The sequence below is a fragment of the Paraburkholderia sp. RL17-381-BIF-C genome (assembly GCF_046026435.1).
GTDB lineage: Bacteria > Pseudomonadota > Gammaproteobacteria > Burkholderiales > Burkholderiaceae > Paraburkholderia.
The window spans coordinates 1-22,853 of record NZ_JARESX010000092.1; the positions used below are offsets into that span (position 1 = coordinate 1).

Genomic DNA, 22,853 nt, shown 5'->3' on the forward strand with positions numbered 1-22,853 from the left:
TATTTTGCCGCTGCGCGGCAAGGTGCTTAATGTGGAGAAGGCAAGGTATGACAAGCTGCTTTCTTCGGAGCAGATTGTTACGCTGATCACCGCGCTGGGCTGCGGGATTGGTAAGGAAGACTACAACCTCGATAAGCTGCGTTATCACCGCATCATCATCATGACCGATGCTGACGTTGACGGTGCGCACATTCGGACGCTGTTGCTGACGTTCTTCTATCGGCAGATGCCGGAGATGATCGAGCGTGGGTATATCTATATCGCGCAGCCGCCGCTGTTCAAGATCAAGGCGGGTAAGGACGAACGGTATTTGAAGGATGAGGCTGAGGTTAATGCTCACATTCTGAAGCTGGCGCTGCAGGGGTCGGAGTTGTTGGCTTCTGAAGGGGCTACGCCGATTACTGGCGATGCGTTGGGGGAGTTGGCTCGGGCTTATTTGCTGGCGCAGGCTGTTGTTAACCGGTTGAGCCGGTTGTATGACGCTGGGGCGCTTGAGGCTGTGATGGATGGGATTGCGATCGATCTGTCCAGCGAGGAAGCGGCTGATGCGTCGGCTAAGGCTCTGGAAGCGAAGCTAAGGGATGATCCGTTGAAGCCTGAGGTTAAGGTTACGACGATGTATGACCCTGTGCGTGAATTGCGCTCGTTGCGGGTTGCTCGGACTCATCACGGGAATCAGAAGATCTCTGTGTTGGATCAGGATTTTCAACTTACTGCTGACTATCAGCAGCTGATCAATACCGCTAATACGTTTAAGGGGTTGATTGGGGTTGGCGCTGTCATTAAGCGTGGTGAGCGGAGTATGGCGGTTACTGACTTTAAGTCCGCTATGAAGTGGTTGTTGGCTGATGCTGAGCGGAATATTTCGAAGCAACGCTACAAAGGCCTGGGCGAGATGAATCCTGGGCAGCTTTGGGAGACTACAATGGATCCGACGGTGCGTCGTCTTCTTCGGGTGCAGATTGAGGATGCTATTGCGGCTGATGGCATTTTTACTACGCTCATGGGGGATGACGTGGAGCCTCGGAGAGCGTTTATTGAGTCGAATGCGTTGAGGGCGGGGAATATTGATGTTTGAGGACCTCCCTCTGCTGAGATAAGCGCATGAAGTAAGAACACAGGACCCGTAAGTTAAGAAACTTACGGGTTTTTTTATGGTTCTGACGTGTCCACGTCCCGCGGCATCCCAAGGGCATGCTCAGATATTTCTGTCGAAAGTTTTTTGCCGGTTCATTTACCCCCGCACCGGAGATTACGCACTAGAGCCGCCATCGAGTTCATTCCGCCGATATCATATTAAAGTATTCTCCCGCTTGCCGTCGCGACTGTGGCAACTGTCGCCCGTCTGCGTCGGCGGGTCTAATAATCTGAGAGCATGATATGAGCAGGTACTGCGGCGACGACGATTCGAAATCGATCCTAGAGGCGGCCGCGCATTGGCGCGACGCAGCGCTACTAGGCAGCGGTTCCGTCCTCACAAGCAAGCATCTTTGGACGTCATCGGCACTGGAACTGCTCGACAAGTAGTTCGTCAGAAGACCGGACCTCGGCGACGGTAAGTACCTAGAGAAGCTGAAACAGCAGCTCGCGCCCGTTGAAGACGCGGCTAAGCAACTGGTAGCGGAGATGATGTGGCTGCTATACCTATGCCCAAGCAGCCTGACCGCAGCCCATAAGCGGAATACCGTCCAAACCATCTGGGCATGGTCGGACGAACCATCGCCAACGGACTCGCGTTGGCTGGATGATGATGTTCTAGCGGGCGTTGGCAGTGCCGGTCCGGGCTTCAATCAGAATCAGTGGCGTGAGCTCGTCTTCCTCATCAACTTCCTTCGCCGCTTCCGTGAGCTAAGCCCCGATGAGCAACATGCGCTAATGGAAGACGGTTGGAAGTTCGACGAATGGCTGCGCCAAATTCCGGATTGGGAAGCAAGGCAGTTTCGTCACATGCTCCTCTTCTTATTGTTTCCGGACGACTTTGAGCGCATCTTCGGGAAGAACGACCGCAAGACCATCGTTCGGCACTACTCGAAGCGCGAGCGGCGCGAAGTTAATAGGATGGATGCGATCCAACTCGATCGGGAGCTGCATGCTATCCGGAAACGGCTCGAAGTTGAGCGAGGGACGACACAACTGGATTACTACGTGCCTCCGTTAAAAGGCGAATGGCGTAGTGAAACGTTCGCTGCTGCAACGGAGAGCCTAACGGATGAGCACATCCGGCAAGCATTGAGTGAAATCGATCAAGAAGGCGTGCCGGAGGATGCAGAGTCTACGGGCTACGATCTCTTCTTCGAAGGCAAGCGCTATCCGCCCAAGTTAGTTGTGTCGCTGGCAGTCAAATATGCCACGGGTGAACCACTAGATCGCGCCACATTTTCCGGAGGCGAAGCGTCCTCGGCTTTTCGTCTACTGCGACGTTTGGGTTTTGAGGTCGGTGCGAAAGATGACCCCGTCGGAGGTATTCCAGAACTGCTAGACCGTTTCCTGAAGCAAGCCAACAATGGAACGGAGCTTCAAACCCAAGGTTATCTCAAAGAGTATCGCGGCCTCAGGGTTCGATTAAGCTTTGGCAAGGGCGGCATTGCTCGGACTCCGTGGATTGCCTTTCTCGGGGGAGAACAGTCAGTCACCGACGGCATTTACCCTTCAATATTGTTCTTCAGAGAGCAGCAGCAACTCGTACTTTGTTATGGGGTAAGCGACGAGGAGACACCACGTCTGACTTGGGGCGAGCTTGGTGGAGTAGAGACCGTAAGGGATTGGTTCAAGGGGCGATATGGTCGGACGCCGGAGCGCTATGGATCTTCCTTCGTTCGGGCCGCCTACGACGTCACGCAGCCTCTTCCCATAGCGGAGCTGCAACAAGATTTGGACGATGCTATCGACATCTACAATCGAGCGCTCAGCGCCGATGATGAGAATCCACAGTTGGAAACGGATGAGGTTCAACAGGCCCACATGCCTCTACCTATCCGAGCCGATCTTCGCGAAGCGGTCGAGTCGTTCGGCACTGCTCTGCGCGCCAGTGGCGTGCAATTCGGAGTTCAGCATGAAGAACTTGTTTCAGCCTTCGTAGCTAGTCTGGTTGCTAAGCCGCTAGTCATCCTTACTGGTTTGTCCGGCTCTGGTAAAACACAAATTGCTATACGTTTCGGCGAATGGCTGGGAAGGGATCGGCTACACGTCGCGGCCGTGCGTCCGGACTGGACAGGCGCAGAGGTACTGTTCGGCTACGAAGATGCGCTCAAGCGAGAGCTCGACGGGCGACCCGCGTGGGCGGTTCCCGCTCCGCTGGAATTTATCTTGAAAGCCATTGCTGACCCACAGCATCCCTATTTGCTGTTGCTCGACGAAATGAACTTGGCGCACGTTGAGCGCTATTTCGCAGACGTACTGTCGGGCATGGAGTCCGGTCAACCATGCATCCCGAACCTGCATAAGGGCGCAGATGGCTGTTGGCGACAGCGTGTTGGCGCGGAGCCAAGAGTCCCCTTCCCGAGAAACCTATGGATTGTCGGTACGGTCAATGTCGACGAGACGACATATATGTTTTCGCCGAAAGTACTTGATCGTGCTAACACTTTCGAGTTTCGCGTGCATGCGAGCGATCTGTCGATCGAAGTCGCTAAGCCTCGGCCGTGTGAACCCGGAGATCAGGAACTGGTGAGAGGGCTCCTGAGCATCGCTAAAGACGATGGCTGGCATCGAGAGCATCCAAACGCGTTGGCCGGCGAGCTCTCCGTCCGTCTGCGACAGCTGCATGAACTGCTGAGCCGATACAACCTCGAGTTTGGGCACCGATTGTTCTATGAGGCAATGCGATTTGCTTCGCTCTCGGAAGAGGCGGGCATTGGAGGGCTTGGGGCGATCATGGACCGAATTGTCATGCAGAAGATATTGCCGAGATTGCATGGTTCGCGCCGACGTTTGGAGCTGCCTCTGCTGGCGCTTGCGCAGTTGTCCCGAGACCTACCCGACGCAGTCGCGAGCGACGAATTGCTGCCAACGGCAATGGTGGAGGAGGCGCCGGAGCTGGGTGCGGCTCTCCCTGCTGCCTACGCCAAGACGATTCGAATGCTTCGAAGCTTGCGTGCCAATCAGTTCGCCAGCTTTACGGAATAATTCGTGCGTGCCGTTTCAGAAGCTTCCGTTCCTCTTCACGGCCCGGCTGGGAAGGTCGTCGCACGGCTGCGCATCGCGGTGTTGCCGCGGAAGGGTGCGTCTTCCGGCGCGACCCTTTGGTCTCCCGGTAGTAAATCGGTATCGAGTGACTTATCGAGCAGTGTCGAGCTGTTGGAAGGCATGGAGTATCGATATGCTTGGGAAGATATTCAAAAAGACATCGACAGTCTGATTGCCGATCCCGAAGAGATCTTCCAAGCAGATACCTTTGAGGGAAAGACCGGTCGTCTGCGTCCTAGATTGGCAACAGGCACCATACGCGTTGTCTTACGCGCTGGCAACCACACCCTTGGTGAGTTGGAGCTTGAGGTTCGATCCCGCAAGCTCTCATACCCATCCGAATACCGTTGGATGCTGCGCGACATCGCGGAACAGATGACGGAGTTGGTGATGGATCGGTTCGCGGTCAGCGAAGCGCGCTTTGACCTCGATGACACACGCGATGCAGTTACCCTCTATCAGCGCTTCACATTCCTGCGTGCTTTGTTTGAAAGCGAAAGGTTCCAAGGCGCGCTTCGCGAGATCATCCGCCACCCACACACTGGGTGGGAAAGCACAAGCGAAATTGTGCGACCCGGCGCGGGGGTGCGGGCGGACTCGCAAGTACTCCGGCAGTTTGCGAGGAGCGGACCGCGATCGGCTTGGCCGGGCGGGCCTATCGCATCTGTCCCGTCTCGCCTAGCGCGTATGCGGACTGAGGCAACTCGCGATACCGCGCCCAATCGTTTCGTTAAGTTTGCCTTGGAGTCTTGGCGCCAGATGCTGGGCGATATTGATCAAGGTCTTGCTGAGACGCCGGCCACGCTCGTCACGACACGGGGGCGCAGAGAAATCGCCGCCGTGACGTCGCAGTTGGAAGAGTTACTTCATCAAGAACTGTTTACTGAAGTTGGCTCGCTCTCACGATTTCCCGCAGACGATCAAGTCCTCCAAAAACGCGAAGGCTATCGAGACATTTTCAGAGCCTACGTGGAGACTGAGTTTGCGGCCCGTCTCTCCTGGCAGTCAACACCTGAGGACTATGGCGCGGGGCAGCGCGATGTTGCAACGCTCTATGAGTATTGGGCATTCATTCAGCTTTCGCAGTTGGTGGCATCGCTGGTTGGCCAAACGTTCGATATGAGCCCACTGGTGCAGTCGCGGTCGAGTGGTCTTACAGTCGGCATCCGTACGGGAGTGGAGACCGTTCTATCCGGGGTCGTAGAACGCTTTGATCGGCGCATGAAGGTAGAGCTCTGCTTTAACCGAACATATCGGCGCGGCACGGCAAATAATTCCTCATGGACCAAGCCAATGCGTCCGGACTACTCATTGCTGATCAGTCCAGGCGAAGGAGAGCCAGCAACCTTCGAACCAATCGCTGTTCATTTCGATGCCAAGTATCGAGTCGAATTCGTCAAAGAAGTCTTCGGCTTGGATGACGAGGAAGAGGGAGCCGGGTCCCTGCAGGCGCCCGCAGGTTTGGAGCGCGGCGGTGCCTTGCGGACAGACTTGCTCAAGATGCATGCCTACCGTGATGCGATCCGTCGGACGGCGGGCGCTTACGTGCTCTATCCCGGTGGCGACGCCGAAGAGGTTGGTCGCCGGTATCCGGAATACCACGAACTCTTACCCGGGCTAGGGGCCTTCGTGTTGCGCCCAACCGACACCGGGAACGCGTGCGGTGTGTCGGCGCTAAGGCAATTCATCAGCGAAGTGCTGGATCACGTGGCAACCCGCCTCACTATGCATGAGCGCGGCCGGCACTGGCTGGAGGATGCTTATGGTCAGCAAAAGCAAGACCGGCTAACTCGAGTGCTCGCACCACCGCTGCCAGATACAAGCGTGCTCTTGGGATTCGTGAAGAACCGTGAGCACTGGAATTGGATTAGGGCACGTAAGGCATATAACGTGAGAGCCGAGGGAAGGCGCGGCGGTGTTCATGCCGGTGCGGCACTTCTGCAGAGCCAACTGTTGCTCCTCTACTGCCCGTCGACGGACGAGATCGAGCTCGCGCGTATTGTTTCTGATGCGGAAAGGGTTTCGACAACCAGCATGGCTGCAATGGGCTATCCGAATCCGAATGGGGATTACTGGTGCGTGCAGCTACAGTGGCTGCAGCAAGCACAGTGGATTGTTGGCCTCTCGTCTTCCTCGATTGACGTGTATGTCCGTGGGCTTGGGCTGGTCTATGGCGAACCAGCTTGCGCCATATGGAGCAAGGTTCGCTCACTCACTCGCACCGCGGAGTAATGCGTTATCAGGATGGTAAGGACCATTTTGCCGTCATCGGGAAAATGGTCCTGCATAGCTGTAAGTTGCACGAGAACTCAGCGCGCGGTGAGAGCCGTCAATTAGTGACGAGCAACTACGCAACTTCAGACGTAGAAATCGCGATCATGCTGTGAGCTCATTCGAATCTCAAGTTTTCTTATCTCACGCGGGCGTAATAGTCAGCCTGCCTTTCTCCACTTCTACCCGAATCCTCCCGCTAATCTCAAACCCTGCCGCCTCCAACCACCGCCCAGATAGCCGAATCCAAGGCGCAGGTGGCAAATCCGGAAAGAACTCGATATGAGCCGGCGCGTAGGTTTTCATCGGCCGCGGGCGTCTTTGTGACGAAATGGTCAAGACGCGTTCGGTAACAGGCGCAACTGCTTTATGATTGGCGTCAGCCATGATCAACTCCTATCGTTAGTAGGGTTGTTGTGGTCAGCGGGTCGTGTGGGTGGCAGCCCATGCGTCCCGCGCTTCATCTCCTTCCTCGTTCTCCTTGTGCTTGGCTCTCGGTGCTTTCGCGTCCTCTTCTCAATCATTCAGTGATGCTTTATAAGCACAACGTGCTGTGATAATCCGCTATGTTGTTAGGCATCCGATGTATTTTCTCGCATTGTCAGAGGTTGTGCAACAGCGTCCAACGCTTGGGGAGCAACAAAATTTGGCACGCGCTACGCCACGGAATTTGAGACGGATTAGCCCTGACGGGCGTTGTTTAAGATCGGGCTGTTGAAGCCCGATCGAAGTCCCGCATCTTCTCTCCTTTCTACTTAGAACAGCCACACGTGCCTGAATAGAACCCACCAACAATGCACAATGCATATTAGAGTGCCAATATAAGAAGCATTTAACATTCTCCAATAAATCGATTTGCTTAATCGCGTCAATGTTTTGTAAAATCGCGCGGTTACGCCGGGGCCCGTGAAAATCAAAGCAAACCAGAAGAGTCGGTATGGGTATGCATCACATAATCAATGGCTTCAACGGCGGACTGTCGCGGGATGAGCGTCTGTCAAACCTCTGCGGCCCGCTGCACAGTGCACGTGGAGCGCTAAGCCCATTGAATACACGGCTAGTCCGAGCCGCGTTATCGATGAAGCTCGCATGCCGAATCTATCCGCCGTCGCCATTAATTGCGTATTCCTGGCGCGCCAATGCAAACACATCACAGGAAAAATCTTCCACCCGAATCGGAAAATAAAACCGAGCAAGAAATAGCGCAATCCCAAACGTAAAAACAAAACCGCCAAAACGACCAACGAGCCAAACAAAACCGCACTGCTTAAGCGCCACCCAAAAGAGACCACCGTGAACCCCTCCGACCTGCTCCGCGCCTTCGCCTCCCCGTCCCTGACGCAAAGCAACCGCGCCTTCCGCCTGCACTGGGGCTCAGCCCAGTCGAGCCTCGAGCAGGTGCTGATCGCGCATCGCATCGACATCAGCGAGGGCCTATGCTCAGGCATCGTAGGTCACGTGACATGTCTGTCGACGCGTGCGGACTTGCCGCTCAATGCGTTCATCGGCTTGCCGATGTCAGTGCAGATGGTCACCGACCGTGGCGCCTTGCACCCGATCTGCGCGATCGTCACCGACGCGCGCGCGGGCCAGTCGGACGGGTCGCTGGCGACCTACCAGTTGACCATGCGCGATGCGTTATCGGTGCTGGAGGGGCGGACCAATACGCGCATCTTCCGCACGCTGAGTGTGCCCGATGTGATCGAGAAGCTGCTGGGCGAATGGCAGAAAAAAAGTCCCGCGCGCGCGTTCGACTTCGACCTGTCGTCGCTGGATCGCGCGAAGTATCCGGTGCGCGAGACGCTGTTGCAGTTTCACGAGTCGGACGCGGATTTCATCCGGCGGCTGTGCCGTCGCGTGTGGCTGCGTGGTTCACGGCGGCGAGCAAGCGGGGCGCCGCGCCATCGGCCGACGGCGCCGGTGAATCGCCGGTGCGCACGCTGGTGCTTGGAGCGCCCGATGAAACTGCCGCAGCCGTCGGCCGGCACGGCGCGCTATCACCGCGACGCGGTCACCGAAGCGCGCGATTCGATCACGCTGTGGTCGGCCTCGCGTCAGCTCGTGCCGGGCAACGTGCAGCGCGCGAACTGGGACTACAAGAGCGCGTCGGTGATCGTCGATGCCACCCCAGCATAGTCGAGAACTTAGGCGCGCCCAACCATTGATGAATGTCGAGATTTCGCTGTCCCCGCCGGCTCCTCGCATGCGTGCCATTGCTTCAGTCCGATCGCTACGGCTGTCGGCGTTTCATCTTTGATGAAGGCGCATGGCAAGCAGTCGATACGCTTCGGGTTTGTCGACAGTTGGAATTCGAGTATGACGCCCTGTTTGCGTCAATCCGGCACGCGAAAGTTCTTAGTCTTGGTAATCGGAATACTTTCGCGAATCGCCACGGACTTTTTCGGCGGGATACTTGACCCCATTGATATCCATTTTTTCCAAACAGGCTTGATAGAGGTCGACATCAAGCTTGTCTGCTAGGCGGACGAGGTAGAGCAATACGTCCGCCATTTCGTGACGAATGGCGGTTTGCTTGCCGTTGTCCAGTTCGCTCTTGTGCCCGGTGGTCAGCCACTGAAACGGCTCCAGTAGCTCACTCGCCTCGACGCTTAGAGCTGTCGCTAGATTCTTTGGCGTGTGAAATTTGTCCCAGTCGCGTTCATCCGCGAACTGACGAACGAGGTCGCGCAAGCTAGCAAGGTCACTTTGCATTTCAAAGTCTCTTCGGGGTGGTGGCTTCCCCAGACGGCTGAGCAACGCCAATGGGACGGTGAACCCAGTCTACCGCGCTTACCTAAGCCCACCCGTAGGCAGAGAAGAAATTAGCGTGCAACCAGACTCACATGCATCGCCGTGTTGCGCGACTTCCAAGCCTTTGTCGCGAGCTTTCGACGTGGCATGGGCAATGTGGTTATCCCCGTGTTTGGGACAGGACACAGGGTTCCCGATTCTCGCGACGGGCTACCTCGTGAAAAAACAGTTCGCCTATCCACCCAGCACTTCGCCATTCGAACTGGTACGGTCACCGACCCTTATGACGCCCGGCATGACGCTCCCCATCAGTTGAGTCGATATCCGATGTCATCGACTACCGTTCTCGCGCGCTGAATCGGCTTCATCAATCAATCGGCAAACATCCCTTCCGTCAGTTTCACCGGCTCGCCATCGACAGAAAACTTGTACTGCATGACGTTCTTGTTCTCCAACGTGGAAAAGGAGATTGCCACGCCGCTAGTCGAAAATTTCCTATCAACCTCTTCGCCTGCGATTTTTCCCGAAACAATAGCGGCAGAATACGGCGACAGAGCAGGGGGCATGCTCAAGTCTTTCACCAATTTGCGCATCTTCGGATTTTGCGCTGACTTATCGACAAGGCTCGCTTCGTAGATATATTTCCAGCCGGTGATCTTCTTGAGGTGATCCGCGATGTCGTCATCCCACTGATATTTTTTCAGCAACTCCGCCAGCGTGATAGACGAATTCCTGCTGACTTTCACGCAACAAAGCACGCTGTTCTTTGTGCCGGCATCCACCAACCCGCTGAACATCGTATCGTCGGCAATTTTTTGATCGACGAAAACAATATTGTGGCGCGCCGCATTGGCTCCGCCGTTAGCACCGGCAACAGGAAGTTGCTCCCACACGCCAACGATCGGGGCTTGTTGGGCATTCGCAAAATTACAAATCAAAGCGACAAAAACTGATACTGCGATCCTTCGCATAATTTTCCCTATTAATGATATAAAGAGAGCGACATCGCTCGCATAGTCTCAGCAATTCATCAATGCTTCCGGTAACGCGACACCTCAACAAAGACGCCGTTGTCTGCGCCGTAAATCGTATCGACTACCACGACGATCTCGTTCTTCTGCGATAACCATACGCACTGCCCTTCGCCTACATCTGAGCAGGCTTGCATCTCCGGCCGCCCCGCACAGTGACCATCCGTTGGAGCGCATTAGAGTGCGTCCTTTGCGTGATATTGGGCCCACCCAGATATAAGCATCTTTTCTACGCACGTTGACATAACTTTCGTTCTTCTCGATGTGCCGCATACCGAGATAGTGCAGCGGTACGGCGTCAGCCGCCGGAGACCGACCAATAGACAGTGCGGACAAAAGGACAACCACAAATTTGCTGATTCTTTCTGCGGTCGGTTGAAAAATTAATCGCCTACGTGGGGCATTGATATCTGAACAAATGCACCGCTCAATCAAAATTCATTACAGCACTCGGCCCTGCCCCGCCCTGCCGCTACTCTCCGCAATTTATGGTGACACGGTCGCGACAGGGACATCGACAGCAATCGTGCTTGCCCGCCCACCCGACATGTCGAGTAAAAATTTCTTATCAACAAGTGCGCTGACTATCGCCCCGCAATAACTACCGGTTTAACAATTGATTTCCTAGTTTGGATTGCCGCTTTCGTCTTACCTTTTGTATTATCGCGGATAATGCTGCCAGCTTCGCGCGCATCGTCGTGCGATGCCATTTGCATATCCCATTCGAAACCGGTGGGGATCGGCGTTTGGCACGGATTTGACAAGCTGCAATTGATGCATTCAACAGATTGGAATTGCATCCGGAAAAGATTCAGATTTCCCTGTCGGTCTTTATTAGACCGACCGCAATAGTCAGACTAGCCTTCCATCCATAAGAAAGCGAAAAACGAAAGGATTCGCGATGAGCACGCAAGACGGGATAAGCGCCATCACGGGCGGATTAATTCAGCAAGACCGCCTGCTTAAACTCGACACGCCGCTGGGGACAAACGCACTGGTGCCGCAGCGTGCGGTCGGCCGCTCGCGTATTGGCCGTCACTTCGAATTTACCGTCGACGTGGTATCCACGTCGAGCAACGTCGAGCTCAAAGCCCTGACCGCACAGCCAGTCACACTGTGGATCCAGCAGGCCGACAAGTCCTATCTGCCGCACAACGGCTATGTGCATACCGCACGGCGTCTCGGATCGGATAGTGGGCTCACGAGCTATCAATTGGGCTTCGCGTCGTGGATGTACTTCCTGAAGTTCCGCCGCGACCAGCGCATCTGGCAGGACAAGAGCGCAGATGAAATCGTGACGGACGTATTCAATGCGCATCCGCAAGCGCAAGGGATGTTTCAGTTTGCCTTGTCGCAGCCGCTGCCGTCCCGTTCATACTGCCGTCAGGATGAAGACGACTGGAACTTCGTGCACCGCCTGCTGGAGTCGGAAGGTCTGTTTGGTCTCTGGCAACAGGCGCAGGACGGCAAATCGCATACGCTCGTAATCACGGACCGGTTGGCGACCACGAAAGCCATGTCTCCGGAAGCGGTCAAGTTCTACCGGGCGGGGACCAGCAGCGAGACTGACGCGCTGACGCAGTGGTCGGGCACGCGCACGTTGCAGAGTACAACGCTCACCACGCGCACGTTCGACTACAAAAGTCCCTCAACCCAGTTCAACCCGAAAGGCACAAACGTGCCGACCATGCCCAACCAGGGCTCGCTGCCAGATCAGGCCGAAGTGTATGAATACACGGGCGCGTACACCTATCCGAAACAGGATCGTGGCGACCAGCTGTCCAAATTCCGGATGGAAGAATGGGAATCGCGCGCAAAGCGCTTCCATGGCGAGGGGGGATTGCGAGGAATCGACGCCGGACTGCGCTTTACACTGAGCGGCCATCCGGATCACGATCGAGACGCGGCTGACCAGAAAGAGTTCGCCGCGATCGAGACCTCGTGGGTAATCGAAAACAACTTGCCGATCGGCGGCCCGGCGGCGGGTTTTCCGAACAGCTTGCAAGCGACATTGTTGCAGGTGCGCGACAGCCACACGGGTGTGAGCACATTCAAGGTGCCGCACGCAGATGGCTCGGAAGGGTTTTATCGCGTGGAGATAGAAGCTCAGCGCACGACGGTCCCGTATCGCAGTCCATTCGAACACCGGAAGCCGCAGACGCATCTCGAGTCGGCGATCGTCGTCGGGCCAAGCGGTGAAGAGGTCTATACCGACGAGCTGAACCGCATCAAGGTGCAGTTCATCTGGGACCGCCTGAACAGCGGTGACGAACAGGCTTCATGTTGGGTGCGGGCGGCACAGGCGGATACCGGGAACGGCTACGGCGGCGTTCACATGCCGCGAGTCGGTGAAGAGGTGCTCATCGATTACGTCGGCGGTGATTGCGACAGGCCGGTTGTCATATCGCGGCTCTATAACGGCGCGACGAAGCCGCAATGGCATTCCAACGGTTTGCTGTCTGGCTACCGCTCGAAAGAGTACGGCGGCACCGGTTACAACCAGATGGTGATGGACGATGCCACGGGCCAGAACCGTGTGCAACTCTACAGCAGCAGCGCGAATTCGCAATTGCACCTCGGTTATCTCGTGCAGCACACGGATAACAACCGTGGTGCGTTTCTCGGTAACGGCTTCGATCTGAAATCGGATGCCTACGGCGCAATCCGTGCGGGTCAAGGCTTGTACGTGTCGACCTATTCGGCCACGGTCAACCAGCCGCTTGATGTGAGCCAGGCGAACAAGCAACTGGTCAGCGCGGAAAGCGTGGTCGAGATGCTATCGGAGGCAAGTAGCGCGAATCAGGCGGAAAGTCTCGAGGACGGTCAGAACGCACTGAAGAAGTTCACCGATGCTACCCAATACAGCACGTCCGGCAGCAGCGGATCCGGTGGCCACACGGCGGGCGGTGGCACAGGCAACGCTAACGGCTTCTCGACACCGATCATGCTGGTGGCGAGTCCCGCGGGTTTGGGCCTGTCGACGCAGGACTCGACGCAGATTACGGCTAATCAGCATGTGAACATCGTAAGCGGGCAAAGTACTCACATCGCGACGGGCAAATCTTTGCTCGCTAGCGTATCGGAGAAAATCAGCCTCTTCGTGCAGAACGCCGGAATGAAGTTGTTCGCGGCCAAGGGCAAAGTCGAAATCAAGGCGCTAAGCGATGAGATGACGCTTGCCGCGCTCAAGGATTTCACGATCACCAGCAGCGAAGGCAAGCTCGTGCTGTCGGCCGACAAGGAGGTCTGGATCGGCGCAGGCGGATCGTATATCAAGATCACGCCCGACGGGATCGAGAACGGGACAACGGGCAAGATCCTCGAAAAATGCGCGACATGGGACAAACCCGGCCCAGCATCGATGCGAATTCCTTCGCCCCTCACTAGCGTTGTAAAGGGTTGTTCGTGGAAGACCGCGGCGGCATCGGCGGACAGTGCGTCCAGCGTTATCCTGGATTGAGGCGACCATGGAATCGTTGAACTATCGCAATGCGAATGCGCCGCGTGTTGCAGCCAATATGAACGAGCAAGCGGCTGAAATTTCACCCGTCGACCAGACAGTCGGCGTGCTGAGGGCATACTTCAGCCGACGTCCTGATATGCATTGTCTGGTTGCGATAGATCCAAGTCGACTCGGTTTCCCGAAGAGTCTGCAACAAAAGATCCCCGTCTCCGAACAACCGCACGCGATCGTAACGATCGCGCACGAGGCGTTTCCTGACGAACACCGCCCCTACCTCGTCGAACTCAATCTCTCAACGCCGGACGGCTTGGAATTGCTGGCGGAAAGCGTACACCTTGCATTCGAAGACCGGCATCCGGACTCCGTGGCCCAAGGCCTTGGACAGCGTGTCGGCGGCTGGCTGGCCAGCAACGGCTCGGCGGATGTTGTCGCCGCTCACTGGTCGCAACAAATATTGCAGACGGATAGCCGGGGGCGCCAGTGCGCATTGCGCTTTTACGACTCGCGCGCTCTTAGTTTGCTTTGGCCGATGTTGTCGCCCGGCCAGCGACAAGCGCTACTAGGACCGGTGAGCGCATGGCATGCATTGGATGCGTGCGGCAAGTCCTGCATTTACACGAGTACGGATACATTACTAGCCGATCTGACTCTAACCGATGCCCAGTGGCAGGCAACTCATCGTCACGGACTGGTCAATCGGGCGCTTGGCCTGCATATGCAGGTCATGGAGCGGCAGCCCGATCCGCAAGAGGTCGAGGCCGCAGTCGCTAGCGCCGCCCGCGCGGAGCAATATGGCTTAAACGACCGCGATGACATCATCGCGTTCATCGGTCACGCGCTGGCTTGGCATCCGCTGTTCGATCGATATCCGAAAGTGACACAGGCATTGCAACAAAGGGAGCCGGACGACTTTTATACGGCGGCTGTCAGCGAACTGTCTCCGGACGACATAGAAGAAATCCAGCGCGGTAATTGGGTTAACGAAAAGTCGCTTTCGTCAGCGGCACGGTAATCGACCTAGACCCATTTGCGGGCCGTCAGAGTACGAAAAGAGTGTATGGATCCGACCGAACAACACTGCGCCAATTGCAAAAAGACTGGCTTGCCTATCTTGCCCGTGCGCTATACCGTGCTCCCAAAAACCGTTGCTGCCAAGCTGCCGGGCGGTATTAGCGGCACAGGCGTCACGAATATCGAGTTACATGAGCATCACTACGGCTTGCGCACGCTGCGTGAAGGCTGGCTATACCTGTTTTACGTCAACGGCGCGCGCGGCAGTAACTACTGGGAGGCTTATAAGGTCACGCAGGATGGTCGCCTGTGGAAGCAAACGTTGCCACTCACGACTACCCCGACTACGCACCCCGCTTGCGCGCAAAAAAGCATTGCCGTCCCGATGGACCTGATTGCGATCGAGCAGCCGGAGAAATGTACGGGGCGCGTCTATATCGCGTTTTCGGAAATCACCTGGCATAGCGATATCTTCAAGCAGTACGCAGACAACGAGACGCTGCGAAATAAGCGGATGCAGTGGATCGAGCCGGCGAGATGGATCAAGGGCAGCAAAGACGAAAACGGACATGCCGTGGTTGCGACGGAGGCGAGTATCGACGATGTCGTCGAGTACATGCCCGGCCTGGATCCTAAACTACTCGAACCGCAGCGATTGTTGGAACCGAAAAATGCAGCATTGAGCGATGAGAGCGGCAGTTACAAAGCGGATTGGGTGAGGAAGGAAGCGACGCGATACCCTCTGCACGTCCGTCAGGCTACCCCTGCGTCCGCGAGCGGTTCCCTCGTTGAACTGATGAACAGCGTCGGCGAGACGGAAGGCGGCAAGCATCAGCCTCCAATGCTGCTGGCCTTGTGGGACGGTATCGGCAACGTGCACGAATTGAACGGATTCCGCAACGATCCGGCATCGTGGTTCGACCAGTACGTCACCGAGCGCGCGCTGCAGGTCACGGCGATGCACAATATCGACGCTGCGCACAAGATCGTTCAGTCTCGCCAGGAGCAAGCGCTCAACAATCAGGAGAGCATGGCGAGGCAAGCGCATGAAATGACGCCGCTCGGCCGACCGGAAGCGCAGTCTGCGCTGGCCGCGCAACGCGCGCGAGCGCTAGCCGGCGCGGACGCGGCGCGGGCAACCCAAATCAACGCCTATTACGATGACATGAACTGGATGGCTGCCAACAATATACCGGGCAGTTATCAGACGCAGTTGATTCAGACGGGACGGATGAGCAGCGCGGGAAGTGCCAGCTCGACTGTGCCTTATACCGGAGCATATCGCGACGATGTCATGAACAAGGCGCGTGCTTATGCCCAGGCACGCCCCGGATTCCATGACCGTAACGTGAAGGACAGCACGACACGTGCGTGGTCAGTATACGAAGCGCGCCTTAAGCGGAACAACATCGAGGCCTTCAGGAAGAACTATGAAGGCTTGCAATCGACGGTTTATCAACTGCAGGAGATTCGGAGCGACGACGTAGGGAAGTGGGTCAACGCACCACTGCTGTTAGCCGCGCTCGAAGACTGCCATCCCGGCGACACACATGACGCCTTGGTTTTTGAGGCCGTTGTTTCCGACGCTGTGATCGGTCTGGCGTCCACCCCAAAAGGTAGGACGGTTGTGGATGGTTTGCTGACCCAATGGGATCCGACGCAACCCGGCAGCCTGATCTGGCGTGTCGTGGCCATGAATCAGATGGACGCCCGCCAGGAACTCGGCCAGGCGCTGAAGGCCGCGCAAGCGCACAAGGGTACACCGCTCGAAACAGGCTTCGAAACGTTCGCGTCGATTGCGGCTTCCACCAAGAAGCTGGTTGGCTACTATAAAAGCCTTGCCCAAACGGCGCTGGAAACCGACCCCAAGAAAATCACGCCGCTCGCAGCGTTATTCCAACGCCTCGGCGCGGATCAGTTCGGTATGAGCGTCGGTGATGCGATCTTCGCCAAGTTCAGAGTCAACCAGATTGGTGATTTTGTCGGTGAGAAATTTATACAATCGATTCTGTTGCAGCGCGCTGGCGTGCCTTATGAAGACGCCATCGCGCTGGTTCGCAAACAGGCTGAGCTCGAGAAAATAAGCCGCCTCGACACAATCAAGCGTCTGTTGGCGGCGCGCGCGGCTTTGCGCAGCCCGGCTCCTGAAGGGGCGCCTAACGCGACCAAAGAGTTGTACAAAGCCTGGGACAAGATCAAGCTCACTGACGAAAGCAGAAAACCGCTTCTTATGGGACGTATAGCCGTTGTCAGCGGATTACTGGAAGCGGTTAATTTCGTTCATCTCATCGCGGGAGCACAAGACAAGGACAGCAAGCTCAAACTGATGCAATCGGGCGCGTCGCTATGCTCGTCACTCGTTACTATCAGCATGACGCCTTACTACGCGGTGTTGAAAAATTCGACGCGATCTCTGACTTGGAAGCTGGTGGGGGGAGGTCTGAGCAGCTTTGGTACATTTGTCTCAGCATGGCTGGATTCGGAAAACGTAGATACGGCCATTGTGAAACACCAATTTGACGTGGTTGGAGTGTTGGGTATCAAGACGCTTGCGGGTGGCCTGTCAGGCACGGCAATTCTCCTGGATGCCATCAGCACATCAGCTCCGTTACTCAAGAAAATCGCGTCGCGTTATGGCACAGAAGCAGTGATCGCAGCAGTTGAAACGGTATCCGAACGAATTGCCGTGATTGCAGGGTTGCGCGCGATTGGTATGTTAGCTGGTTGGGAAGCAACAATCGGTTTGATCTTGCTGCAGGCGCTAGCTGACTGGCTCACACCGGATGAGTTGGAGGCGTGGTGTTCGCGGTGCGCTTTCGGAACTGGGCAGGAAACCTTTTATCGCGTGACCGATCACAGCGTTCCGCTCTACACAAAGAATTCTGAGCAGGACAAAGATTTTACCGATGCCATGGCCAAGGTCTCATGAAGAACAAGGAACAACAAATCTCCACTGTCCTGCTACGCGGCACCATTGCGAAGCTCGAGCGTTCACGCCGTAGTCACGACTTCGTATTGACACAGGTGCAGCAACGACAGGTTGGCGCTACCGCCGTGGGTGCGGCAGCGATGGGCATGGGTGCGGCAGGCATGGGACTCGTCAGTATGGCGTCCAACTCGGACGAAGAAGCTGATTGGGTGGAGTTTGAACTCGACGGCAAGAAAATGCAGGGTTGGCTATGGCTATTGCCAATGCGCAACGGAGATGAAGTCGAAGTCGTCGCAGAGAAGGTGGCAGACGATCGCTACATCGTCTATTCGGTTAAGCGCGATGGCGACGATATCGTGGCAATGTATCCGCATGCCACCTCAGGCAGAAAGGCGCACTACCGAAACATGACGAAGATCATGCTGTGGACTTTTTTTGTCCTTTACGCAATTTTTGTCATCGGGACGTACTTTAAGGGTGCATTTTCAAGCGATCTCTATGCCTATACGGTTTCCATGGCCACGATCGGTGTCGGCGGATTTATCGTATTTGGCATCATTTTTTATCGGGTCTCCCTGAGGTTGATGGGCTTCGTTCGTTTAGCTGAGGCAGTTTTTAGAACCTATGGTTGGCCAGACGTTCAGAATATCGACCTGCGAAAGACCTCACGCGAACACCGTGGAACTAATACTCTGTCGAACTATGGGCGCCACTACTTCCGATACAAGCTAAATGTTGGTTCACAGGCGTAAGGACGGCTTACGCGAGGCTATGCAAGAACCCAAATTTCACTTGCAACCGATACTGCTGCGGGGCACGATCGCCAACCTGCAGCGCTCCCGGCGCACTCATGATTTTGTGCTCACTCGATTCCAGCAAAATGCGGTCGGCGCAACCGCCATGGGTGCGGCCGCAATAGGTTTGGGCGCAACTGGTATTGGACTCGTGAATATGGCATCCGACGCAGACGAGGAAGCCGACTGGGTCGAGTTCGAACTGGACGGAATGCAGATGCAAGGCTGGCTTTGGCTCTTGCCGATGCGCAATGGCGACGTTGTAGAACTCGTAGCCGAGAAGGTGGGAGAAAACCGATACGTCGTCTATTCGGTCAAGCGAGACGGAGACGACATCGTTTCCGTCTATCCGCATGCTACCGCGGGCCGCAAGCAGCACTATCGCAGCATGGAAAAAATCATGTTCTGGGCTTTCGTGCTCGTCAACGCAATCGGCGTGTTTGCGATGCACAGGCCGGGAGACTTCGGCGATAACTTTCTTTCGTTTGCCGCGTTCATGGGCGTCGCGATGGCTGCAACCCTTGTCGTCTTTTTAGTTATTTTTTACCGTGTCACCAAAAAAATGATGGGCTTCGTTCGGCTTGCCGAAGCCATTTTTAAAACCTATGGCTGGCCAGACGTGGAAAACATCAACCTTCGCAAGACTTCATGCGAGCACCGCGGAACCAATACCCTCGCGAATTACGGCCGCTATTACTTCCGTTACAAGTAAATCATTCGTAGAGCACGCGATGGACACCAATAAGGTTTGGCAATGTTTCACGGTAGAGAAGGAGACGACTTCATGATGAATCTCATTCGTCTCGATGACGATACCGATCATGGCGGCAAAGTGATCACCGCATCGCAGACCATGTCTTTCGATGGCCGCTTTGTTGCTCGCAAGGGAGACGAAGTTTCCTGTCCGAAGCACGAGGATGTGAAACCCAACGTCATCGTTGAGGGAGACCAGTCGATGACGGACAACGGTGTCCCGATCGCGCGACATGGTGACCAGGCGACTTGTGGATGCAAGTTGATCTCAAGCTTGGTCTGAATGCGGCGAGCCCAAGATCACGCGAAGCACAGCGTAACCATTGAGTAGCGGTGGCGCGAAAGACCCTGACCCTTGCGTCCAATACTCGAACACGAAAAATCATCATGGCAACGACCGAACAAAAATGCGCTAACTGCGAGAAGACAGGTTTGCCGATCCTTCCGGTGCGTTACACCGTACTACCGCAGACCGTGGGGGCGAAACTGCCGGCCGGCATTAGCGGTAAAGGTGTAACTGATGTCTCTCTGACGGCGCATCACTACGGTCTGCGCACATTGCGCGAAGGGTGGCTCTACCTTTTCTATGCGAAGGGCGCGCGTGGCAGCAACTACTGGGAAGCCTATACGGTAACCGAGGATGGACGCTTGTGGAAGCAGCCCCTGCCACTTATGACTGCTCCGGCGATTCATCCCGCCTGCGCTCAGAAGAGCATCGCCGTGCCAATGGACATTATCGCGATTGAACGTCCGGAAAAGTGTGGCGACGTTTATATCGCCTTCTCTGAGTACCCGTGGCACAAGGACATCTTCAAACTGTATGCGGGCGACGCAGCACTTCGCGTGCAGCGCATGCAACGCATCGAACCGGCGAAATGGATCACAGGCGCAAAAGATGAACACGCTGCGGTTGCGACCGAGCAGAGCATCGATGCCGTCGTCGAGTACATGCCAGGTTTCGATCCCAAGTTGTTGCAATTGCCAAAACAAAAAGTCAGCAACCCAAACGGTAGTGTTAACGCGGACGTGTTGAAACACGAAGCGACGCGCTATCCGTTGCATATACGCCAGGCGACACCGGCTTCAGCGAGCGCCGCGCTTGTGAGGCTGATGAATGGCGTTGGTGAAACCAAAGCGGGCAAGCATCATCCCCCAATGCTGTTGGCACTTTGGGACGGCATCGGTAACGTGCACGAACTGAACGGTTATCGCAACGACGCTGCCGTCATGATGACACGCTATGTACAGGAATTGCCCAAAGAGATTGATGCGTTGCAGTCAATCGAAGCGGCGGAGGTCGCGGTAAAAAACGGCGCAGTTGCTTCAAAAAGCCGCTGGCGTTCGGCTCGTCAAGCAGGCTGGGAGGCGATGATCAATTCTCCCGGCGCGATGGATGGCATACCGACGATGCTGACGCCCGAACAGGAAGCAGCTTCGGAGAAGAACATCGAGGACGCGGGAAAGATCAGTCCGGCTGAAGCTAAAGAGATCGGCGAGGCGGAGTGGCCGAAATACCTGGCGAAGCTTAACAAATCCAGATTCCAGCAGTTTCGCGGCGCATTCCACTCTATGCAAGCTACGGTGAACCAGCTACAGGCTGATCGTACGGCGGACGTTGCCGCATGGCTGAAAGCACCGCTGTTGCTCGCTACCCTTCACGATTACCATGAGAACGACGTGCCTAATGGCACCGCGTTCGAGGGCGTAGTGAACGAGGCGATCAATGGGCTGCCTTCCGAAGAGAAAGGCGCGCAGGTCGTGGCCGATTTGGTGAATAACATGGATCCCACACAACCGACGAGTCTGGTGTGGCGAGCTTTTGCATTCAATCAGAAACAACCCAAGGTGGAAATCAAGGAATTGCTTGCGAAGGCGACGGCGTACAAGGCGACGCACGCAGAAGAGACCGCAGAGATTCTCGAGAAGATCGCCAAGCCGTTGGAGAAGTTAAAAACGTTTGTCGAATTTCGCGAAAAAATGGGCGAAGTGAAGGAGCATGAGTATGCGATCTCAGCTACCGAGCGCGCCGTAAAAAAACTGCAAGTCGACCGCCTGAGCATTACGATCGCCAATGCGCTTTTCAGGTGGACAGGGATGGGTAAAGTAAGCGATTGCGCGGGAGCATTCCTGATACGCGGTGCGCTTATGATGCGGGTCGGGATTAGCGAGGCCGACACCCTTGGGCTAGTCAAGGAATCGGCGAATGTCGAACCGAAGTTGCGCGCCAAACTGGAAAGTGGTTACCGCGGATTGCGCGCAAAGGGCGTGAAAGCTGCGGAAGCATATGCGCAAACGCTTGAGGCCTTGGCGTCAGATGAAAAGGGGCTCGTGCTCCGGGCGAAGTGGAACGCAGTCAAGTTGACCAGCGAGGGTGCGGAGGCCGCCGCGGGGATCAGAATCGGCGGAACGTTGGCGATCATTGAGTTGTTCGGCTTTGGTGCCAGTCTGGCAAAAGTCGATAAGAGTGGGGAAGACTATGCGATGCTGGTGGCGAGCGGCTTTTCAGCTTCATCTGCCTGTTTGCAAGCCTCGAGCAAAGCCATGGCCGCGATGGCGAAAGATGCCACCCAAACGATAGCCAATCTGAAGTCAATTATGGGTTATTTCGGCGGAGCATCCGCAGCAATTGGCGCGTTTTTCGACGCAAAAAAGGTTGAAGAAACCGGTCGAGATGGCAGGTTCTGCATCGCAACGCTTTACTTTATCAAGGCGGGCCTGGGGTTTCTCAGCACCACTGCCAACCTCTTGACGGCTTTAACGTCAAGCGCACCAATGATCGCCCGAATGAGCGCCGGCCGCGGCATAGTGTGGCTCGGCAAAGCCAATGCAGGTCTTTTGGGAGCGGCGGCGAGAACCGCGAAGTTGGCAACGGCCGCTGAAGAGGGCACGACGGCTGCTGCTCGAGCGGCCGCCGCAAATGCGATCGGCAGAGACGCTGTCGGCGCGGCAGCGGGAGAAGTTGTTGTGACCGTCGGCGAGCGCGGTGCACTGCTCATGATAGGGCGAGTTGTGCTCTTTATGGCGGGTTGGGAAGTCGCCGTGGTAATTACCGTGATTCAAGTCCTTATCTGGTATTTCTCAGATAACGATTTGCAGACCTGGTTTGAGAAATGTACCTTCGGCAAGGCACCGAACACGCCACCTTGGGCGGTCGGTAAACAGCACGAGGAATTTGAAAAGGCGCTGAAAGGCGTTGGATTAGAGGCAACCGAGGGTTCTGAATGACTATCGAAACAACATCGTCAACCCCCACACAACTGTTACGCGGGTGCATGGTTAATTTGCGTAAAACACGTTGCAATCAGGACTTTTTCTTCACGAAGTCGGATCGCGGAAGAATGGGTGCAACGGCGATCGCTGCGGGACTCGCCGGTTTGGGTGGCATTGCTGTCGGCTTAGGCAGTATGGCAATGGATACAAGCGAGGAAGCGGATCTATTAGAGTTCAATCTGAATGGCAAGCCAGTCAAAGCGTGGGTCTGGCAATCGGTCTTCAATGAAGGTGACGACGTGGAAGTTGTCGCCGAGCAATGGGAAGACCATTGGCAAGGATATGGCATACGACGGGTCAGCGACAAAATTGTGGCATTGCATCCGCATTGCAGTCGGGGCAGATATGCCCACTACAGGACATCGCTGAAACTGTGGCTGAAAGTTTGTCTGCCG

Annotated in this window: 17 protein-coding genes; 12 read left to right on the forward strand and 5 right to left on the reverse strand. The window is 55.9% G+C overall.

The window, feature by feature from the left end:
* The 3 genes from P0D70_RS32485 to P0D70_RS32495 form a co-directional block, all read left to right on the forward strand.
* A partial coding sequence (locus P0D70_RS32485) for a toprim domain-containing protein (protein ID WP_408187507.1) occupies positions 1-1,078 on the forward strand: 1,078 nt, incomplete at its 5' end.
* Between the two features lie 548 nt (positions 1,079-1,626).
* Complete coding sequence (locus P0D70_RS32490) at positions 1,627-4,125, forward strand: McrB family protein (protein WP_408187508.1); 2,499 nt, start codon at positions 1,627-1,629, stop codon at positions 4,123-4,125.
* Between the two features lie 3 nt (positions 4,126-4,128).
* Positions 4,129-6,417, forward strand: coding sequence for a DUF2357 domain-containing protein (locus tag P0D70_RS32495; RefSeq protein ID WP_408187509.1), 2,289 nt, complete (start codon positions 4,129-4,131; stop codon positions 6,415-6,417).
* A 183-nt stretch (positions 6,418-6,600) separates the two neighbouring features.
* Here P0D70_RS32495 and P0D70_RS32500 read toward each other — a convergent pair whose 3' ends face one another.
* Together P0D70_RS32500 and P0D70_RS32505 are read right to left on the reverse strand one after the other, a co-directional pair.
* Positions 6,601-6,843 carry a SymE family type I addiction module toxin gene (locus tag P0D70_RS32500; protein WP_408187510.1) on the reverse strand — a complete coding sequence of 81 codons (243 nt, stop codon included), beginning with the start codon at positions 6,841-6,843 and terminating at the stop codon, positions 6,601-6,603.
* Between the two features lie 711 nt (positions 6,844-7,554).
* Entirely contained in the window at positions 7,555-7,734 is a 180-nt protein-coding gene (locus P0D70_RS32505; protein ID WP_408187511.1) for a hypothetical protein, read from the reverse strand.
* Between the two features lie 15 nt (positions 7,735-7,749).
* On the opposite strand from P0D70_RS32505, the gene P0D70_RS32510 reads away from it, so the two are divergent.
* The gene (locus P0D70_RS32510; RefSeq protein ID WP_408187512.1) at positions 7,750-8,592 is read left to right on the forward strand and encodes a contractile injection system protein, VgrG/Pvc8 family; all 843 of its coding nucleotides are present in this window, start codon (positions 7,750-7,752) and stop codon (positions 8,590-8,592) included.
* Positions 8,593-8,811: 219 nt separating this feature from the next.
* Here the strand turns inward: P0D70_RS32510 and P0D70_RS32515 are convergent, their stop codons facing one another.
* The 3 genes from P0D70_RS32515 to P0D70_RS32525 form a co-directional block, all read right to left on the reverse strand.
* A complete protein-coding gene (locus P0D70_RS32515; protein ID WP_408187513.1) occupies positions 8,812-9,168 on the reverse strand; it encodes a nucleotide pyrophosphohydrolase in 357 nt (118 codons plus the stop codon).
* Positions 9,169-9,246: 78 nt separating this feature from the next.
* The gene (locus P0D70_RS32520; RefSeq protein WP_408187523.1) at positions 9,247-9,405 is read right to left on the reverse strand and encodes a PAAR domain-containing protein; all 159 of its coding nucleotides are present in this window, start codon (positions 9,403-9,405) and stop codon (positions 9,247-9,249) included.
* A gap of 173 nt (positions 9,406-9,578) precedes the next feature.
* Positions 9,579-10,178, reverse strand: a complete 600-nt coding sequence (locus P0D70_RS32525) for a protein-tyrosine phosphatase family protein (RefSeq protein WP_408187514.1) — start codon at positions 10,176-10,178, stop codon at positions 9,579-9,581.
* A gap of 961 nt (positions 10,179-11,139) precedes the next feature.
* On the opposite strand from P0D70_RS32525, the gene P0D70_RS32530 reads away from it, so the two are divergent.
* The 8 genes from P0D70_RS32530 to P0D70_RS32565 form a co-directional block, all read left to right on the forward strand.
* A complete protein-coding gene (locus P0D70_RS32530) occupies positions 11,140-13,698 on the forward strand; it encodes a type VI secretion system Vgr family protein (protein ID WP_408187515.1) in 2,559 nt (852 codons plus the stop codon).
* A 7-nt stretch (positions 13,699-13,705) separates the two neighbouring features.
* A complete protein-coding gene (locus tag P0D70_RS32535; protein ID WP_408187516.1) occupies positions 13,706-14,713 on the forward strand; it encodes a DUF4123 domain-containing protein in 1,008 nt (335 codons plus the stop codon).
* Positions 14,714-14,758: 45 nt separating this feature from the next.
* On the forward strand, positions 14,759-17,641 hold the full coding sequence (locus tag P0D70_RS32540; RefSeq protein ID WP_408187517.1) for a T6SS effector BTH_I2691 family protein: 2,883 nt from the start codon (positions 14,759-14,761) through the stop codon (positions 17,639-17,641).
* Entirely contained in the window at positions 17,638-18,393 is a 756-nt protein-coding gene (locus tag P0D70_RS32545) for a putative type VI secretion system effector (protein WP_408187518.1), read from the forward strand. Before P0D70_RS32540 ends, P0D70_RS32545 begins: the two co-directional genes overlap by 4 nt.
* Positions 18,394-18,412: 19 nt before the next feature.
* Positions 18,413-19,147: a putative type VI secretion system effector gene (locus tag P0D70_RS32550; RefSeq protein WP_408187519.1), complete on the forward strand. Its 735-nt coding sequence runs from the start codon at positions 18,413-18,415 to the stop codon at positions 19,145-19,147.
* Between the two features lie 72 nt (positions 19,148-19,219).
* Positions 19,220-19,471 (forward strand): PAAR domain-containing protein, encoded by a 252-nt coding sequence (locus P0D70_RS32555; RefSeq protein WP_408187520.1) that lies wholly within the window; start codon positions 19,220-19,222, stop codon positions 19,469-19,471.
* 104 nt (positions 19,472-19,575) lie between these two features.
* On the forward strand, positions 19,576-22,413 hold the full coding sequence (locus tag P0D70_RS32560) for a T6SS effector BTH_I2691 family protein (RefSeq protein ID WP_408187521.1): 2,838 nt from the start codon (positions 19,576-19,578) through the stop codon (positions 22,411-22,413).
* Positions 22,410-22,853, forward strand: a 444-nt coding sequence (locus P0D70_RS32565) for a putative type VI secretion system effector (RefSeq protein WP_408187522.1), incomplete at its 3' end; no start/stop codon positions are given. The genes P0D70_RS32560 and P0D70_RS32565, both read left to right, overlap by 4 nt.

What these genes read in the sequence shown, in the direction of transcription:
- P0D70_RS32515 (WP_408187513.1), bottom strand. Translation starts at nt 9,168, where the DNA reads ATGCAAAGTGACCTTGCTAGCTTGCGCGACCTCGTTCGTCAGTTCGCG.
- P0D70_RS32550 (WP_408187519.1), top strand. Translation starts at nt 18,413, where the DNA reads ATGCAAGAACCCAAATTTCACTTGCAACCGATACTGCTGCGGGGCACG.
- P0D70_RS32535 (WP_408187516.1), top strand. Translation starts at nt 13,706, where the DNA reads ATGGAATCGTTGAACTATCGCAATGCGAATGCGCCGCGTGTTGCAGCC.
- P0D70_RS32560 (WP_408187521.1), top strand. Translation starts at nt 19,576, where the DNA reads ATGGCAACGACCGAACAAAAATGCGCTAACTGCGAGAAGACAGGTTTG.
- P0D70_RS32540 (WP_408187517.1), top strand. Translation starts at nt 14,759, where the DNA reads ATGGATCCGACCGAACAACACTGCGCCAATTGCAAAAAGACTGGCTTG.
- P0D70_RS32490 (WP_408187508.1), top strand. Translation starts at nt 1,627, where the DNA reads ATGATGTGGCTGCTATACCTATGCCCAAGCAGCCTGACCGCAGCCCAT.
- P0D70_RS32525 (WP_408187514.1), bottom strand. Translation starts at nt 10,178, where the DNA reads ATGCGAAGGATCGCAGTATCAGTTTTTGTCGCTTTGATTTGTAATTTT.
- P0D70_RS32545 (WP_408187518.1), top strand. Translation starts at nt 17,638, where the DNA reads ATGAAGAACAAGGAACAACAAATCTCCACTGTCCTGCTACGCGGCACC.
- P0D70_RS32555 (WP_408187520.1), top strand. Translation starts at nt 19,220, where the DNA reads ATGATGAATCTCATTCGTCTCGATGACGATACCGATCATGGCGGCAAA.
- P0D70_RS32530 (WP_408187515.1), top strand. Translation starts at nt 11,140, where the DNA reads ATGAGCACGCAAGACGGGATAAGCGCCATCACGGGCGGATTAATTCAG.
- P0D70_RS32500 (WP_408187510.1), bottom strand. Translation starts at nt 6,843, where the DNA reads ATGGCTGACGCCAATCATAAAGCAGTTGCGCCTGTTACCGAACGCGTC.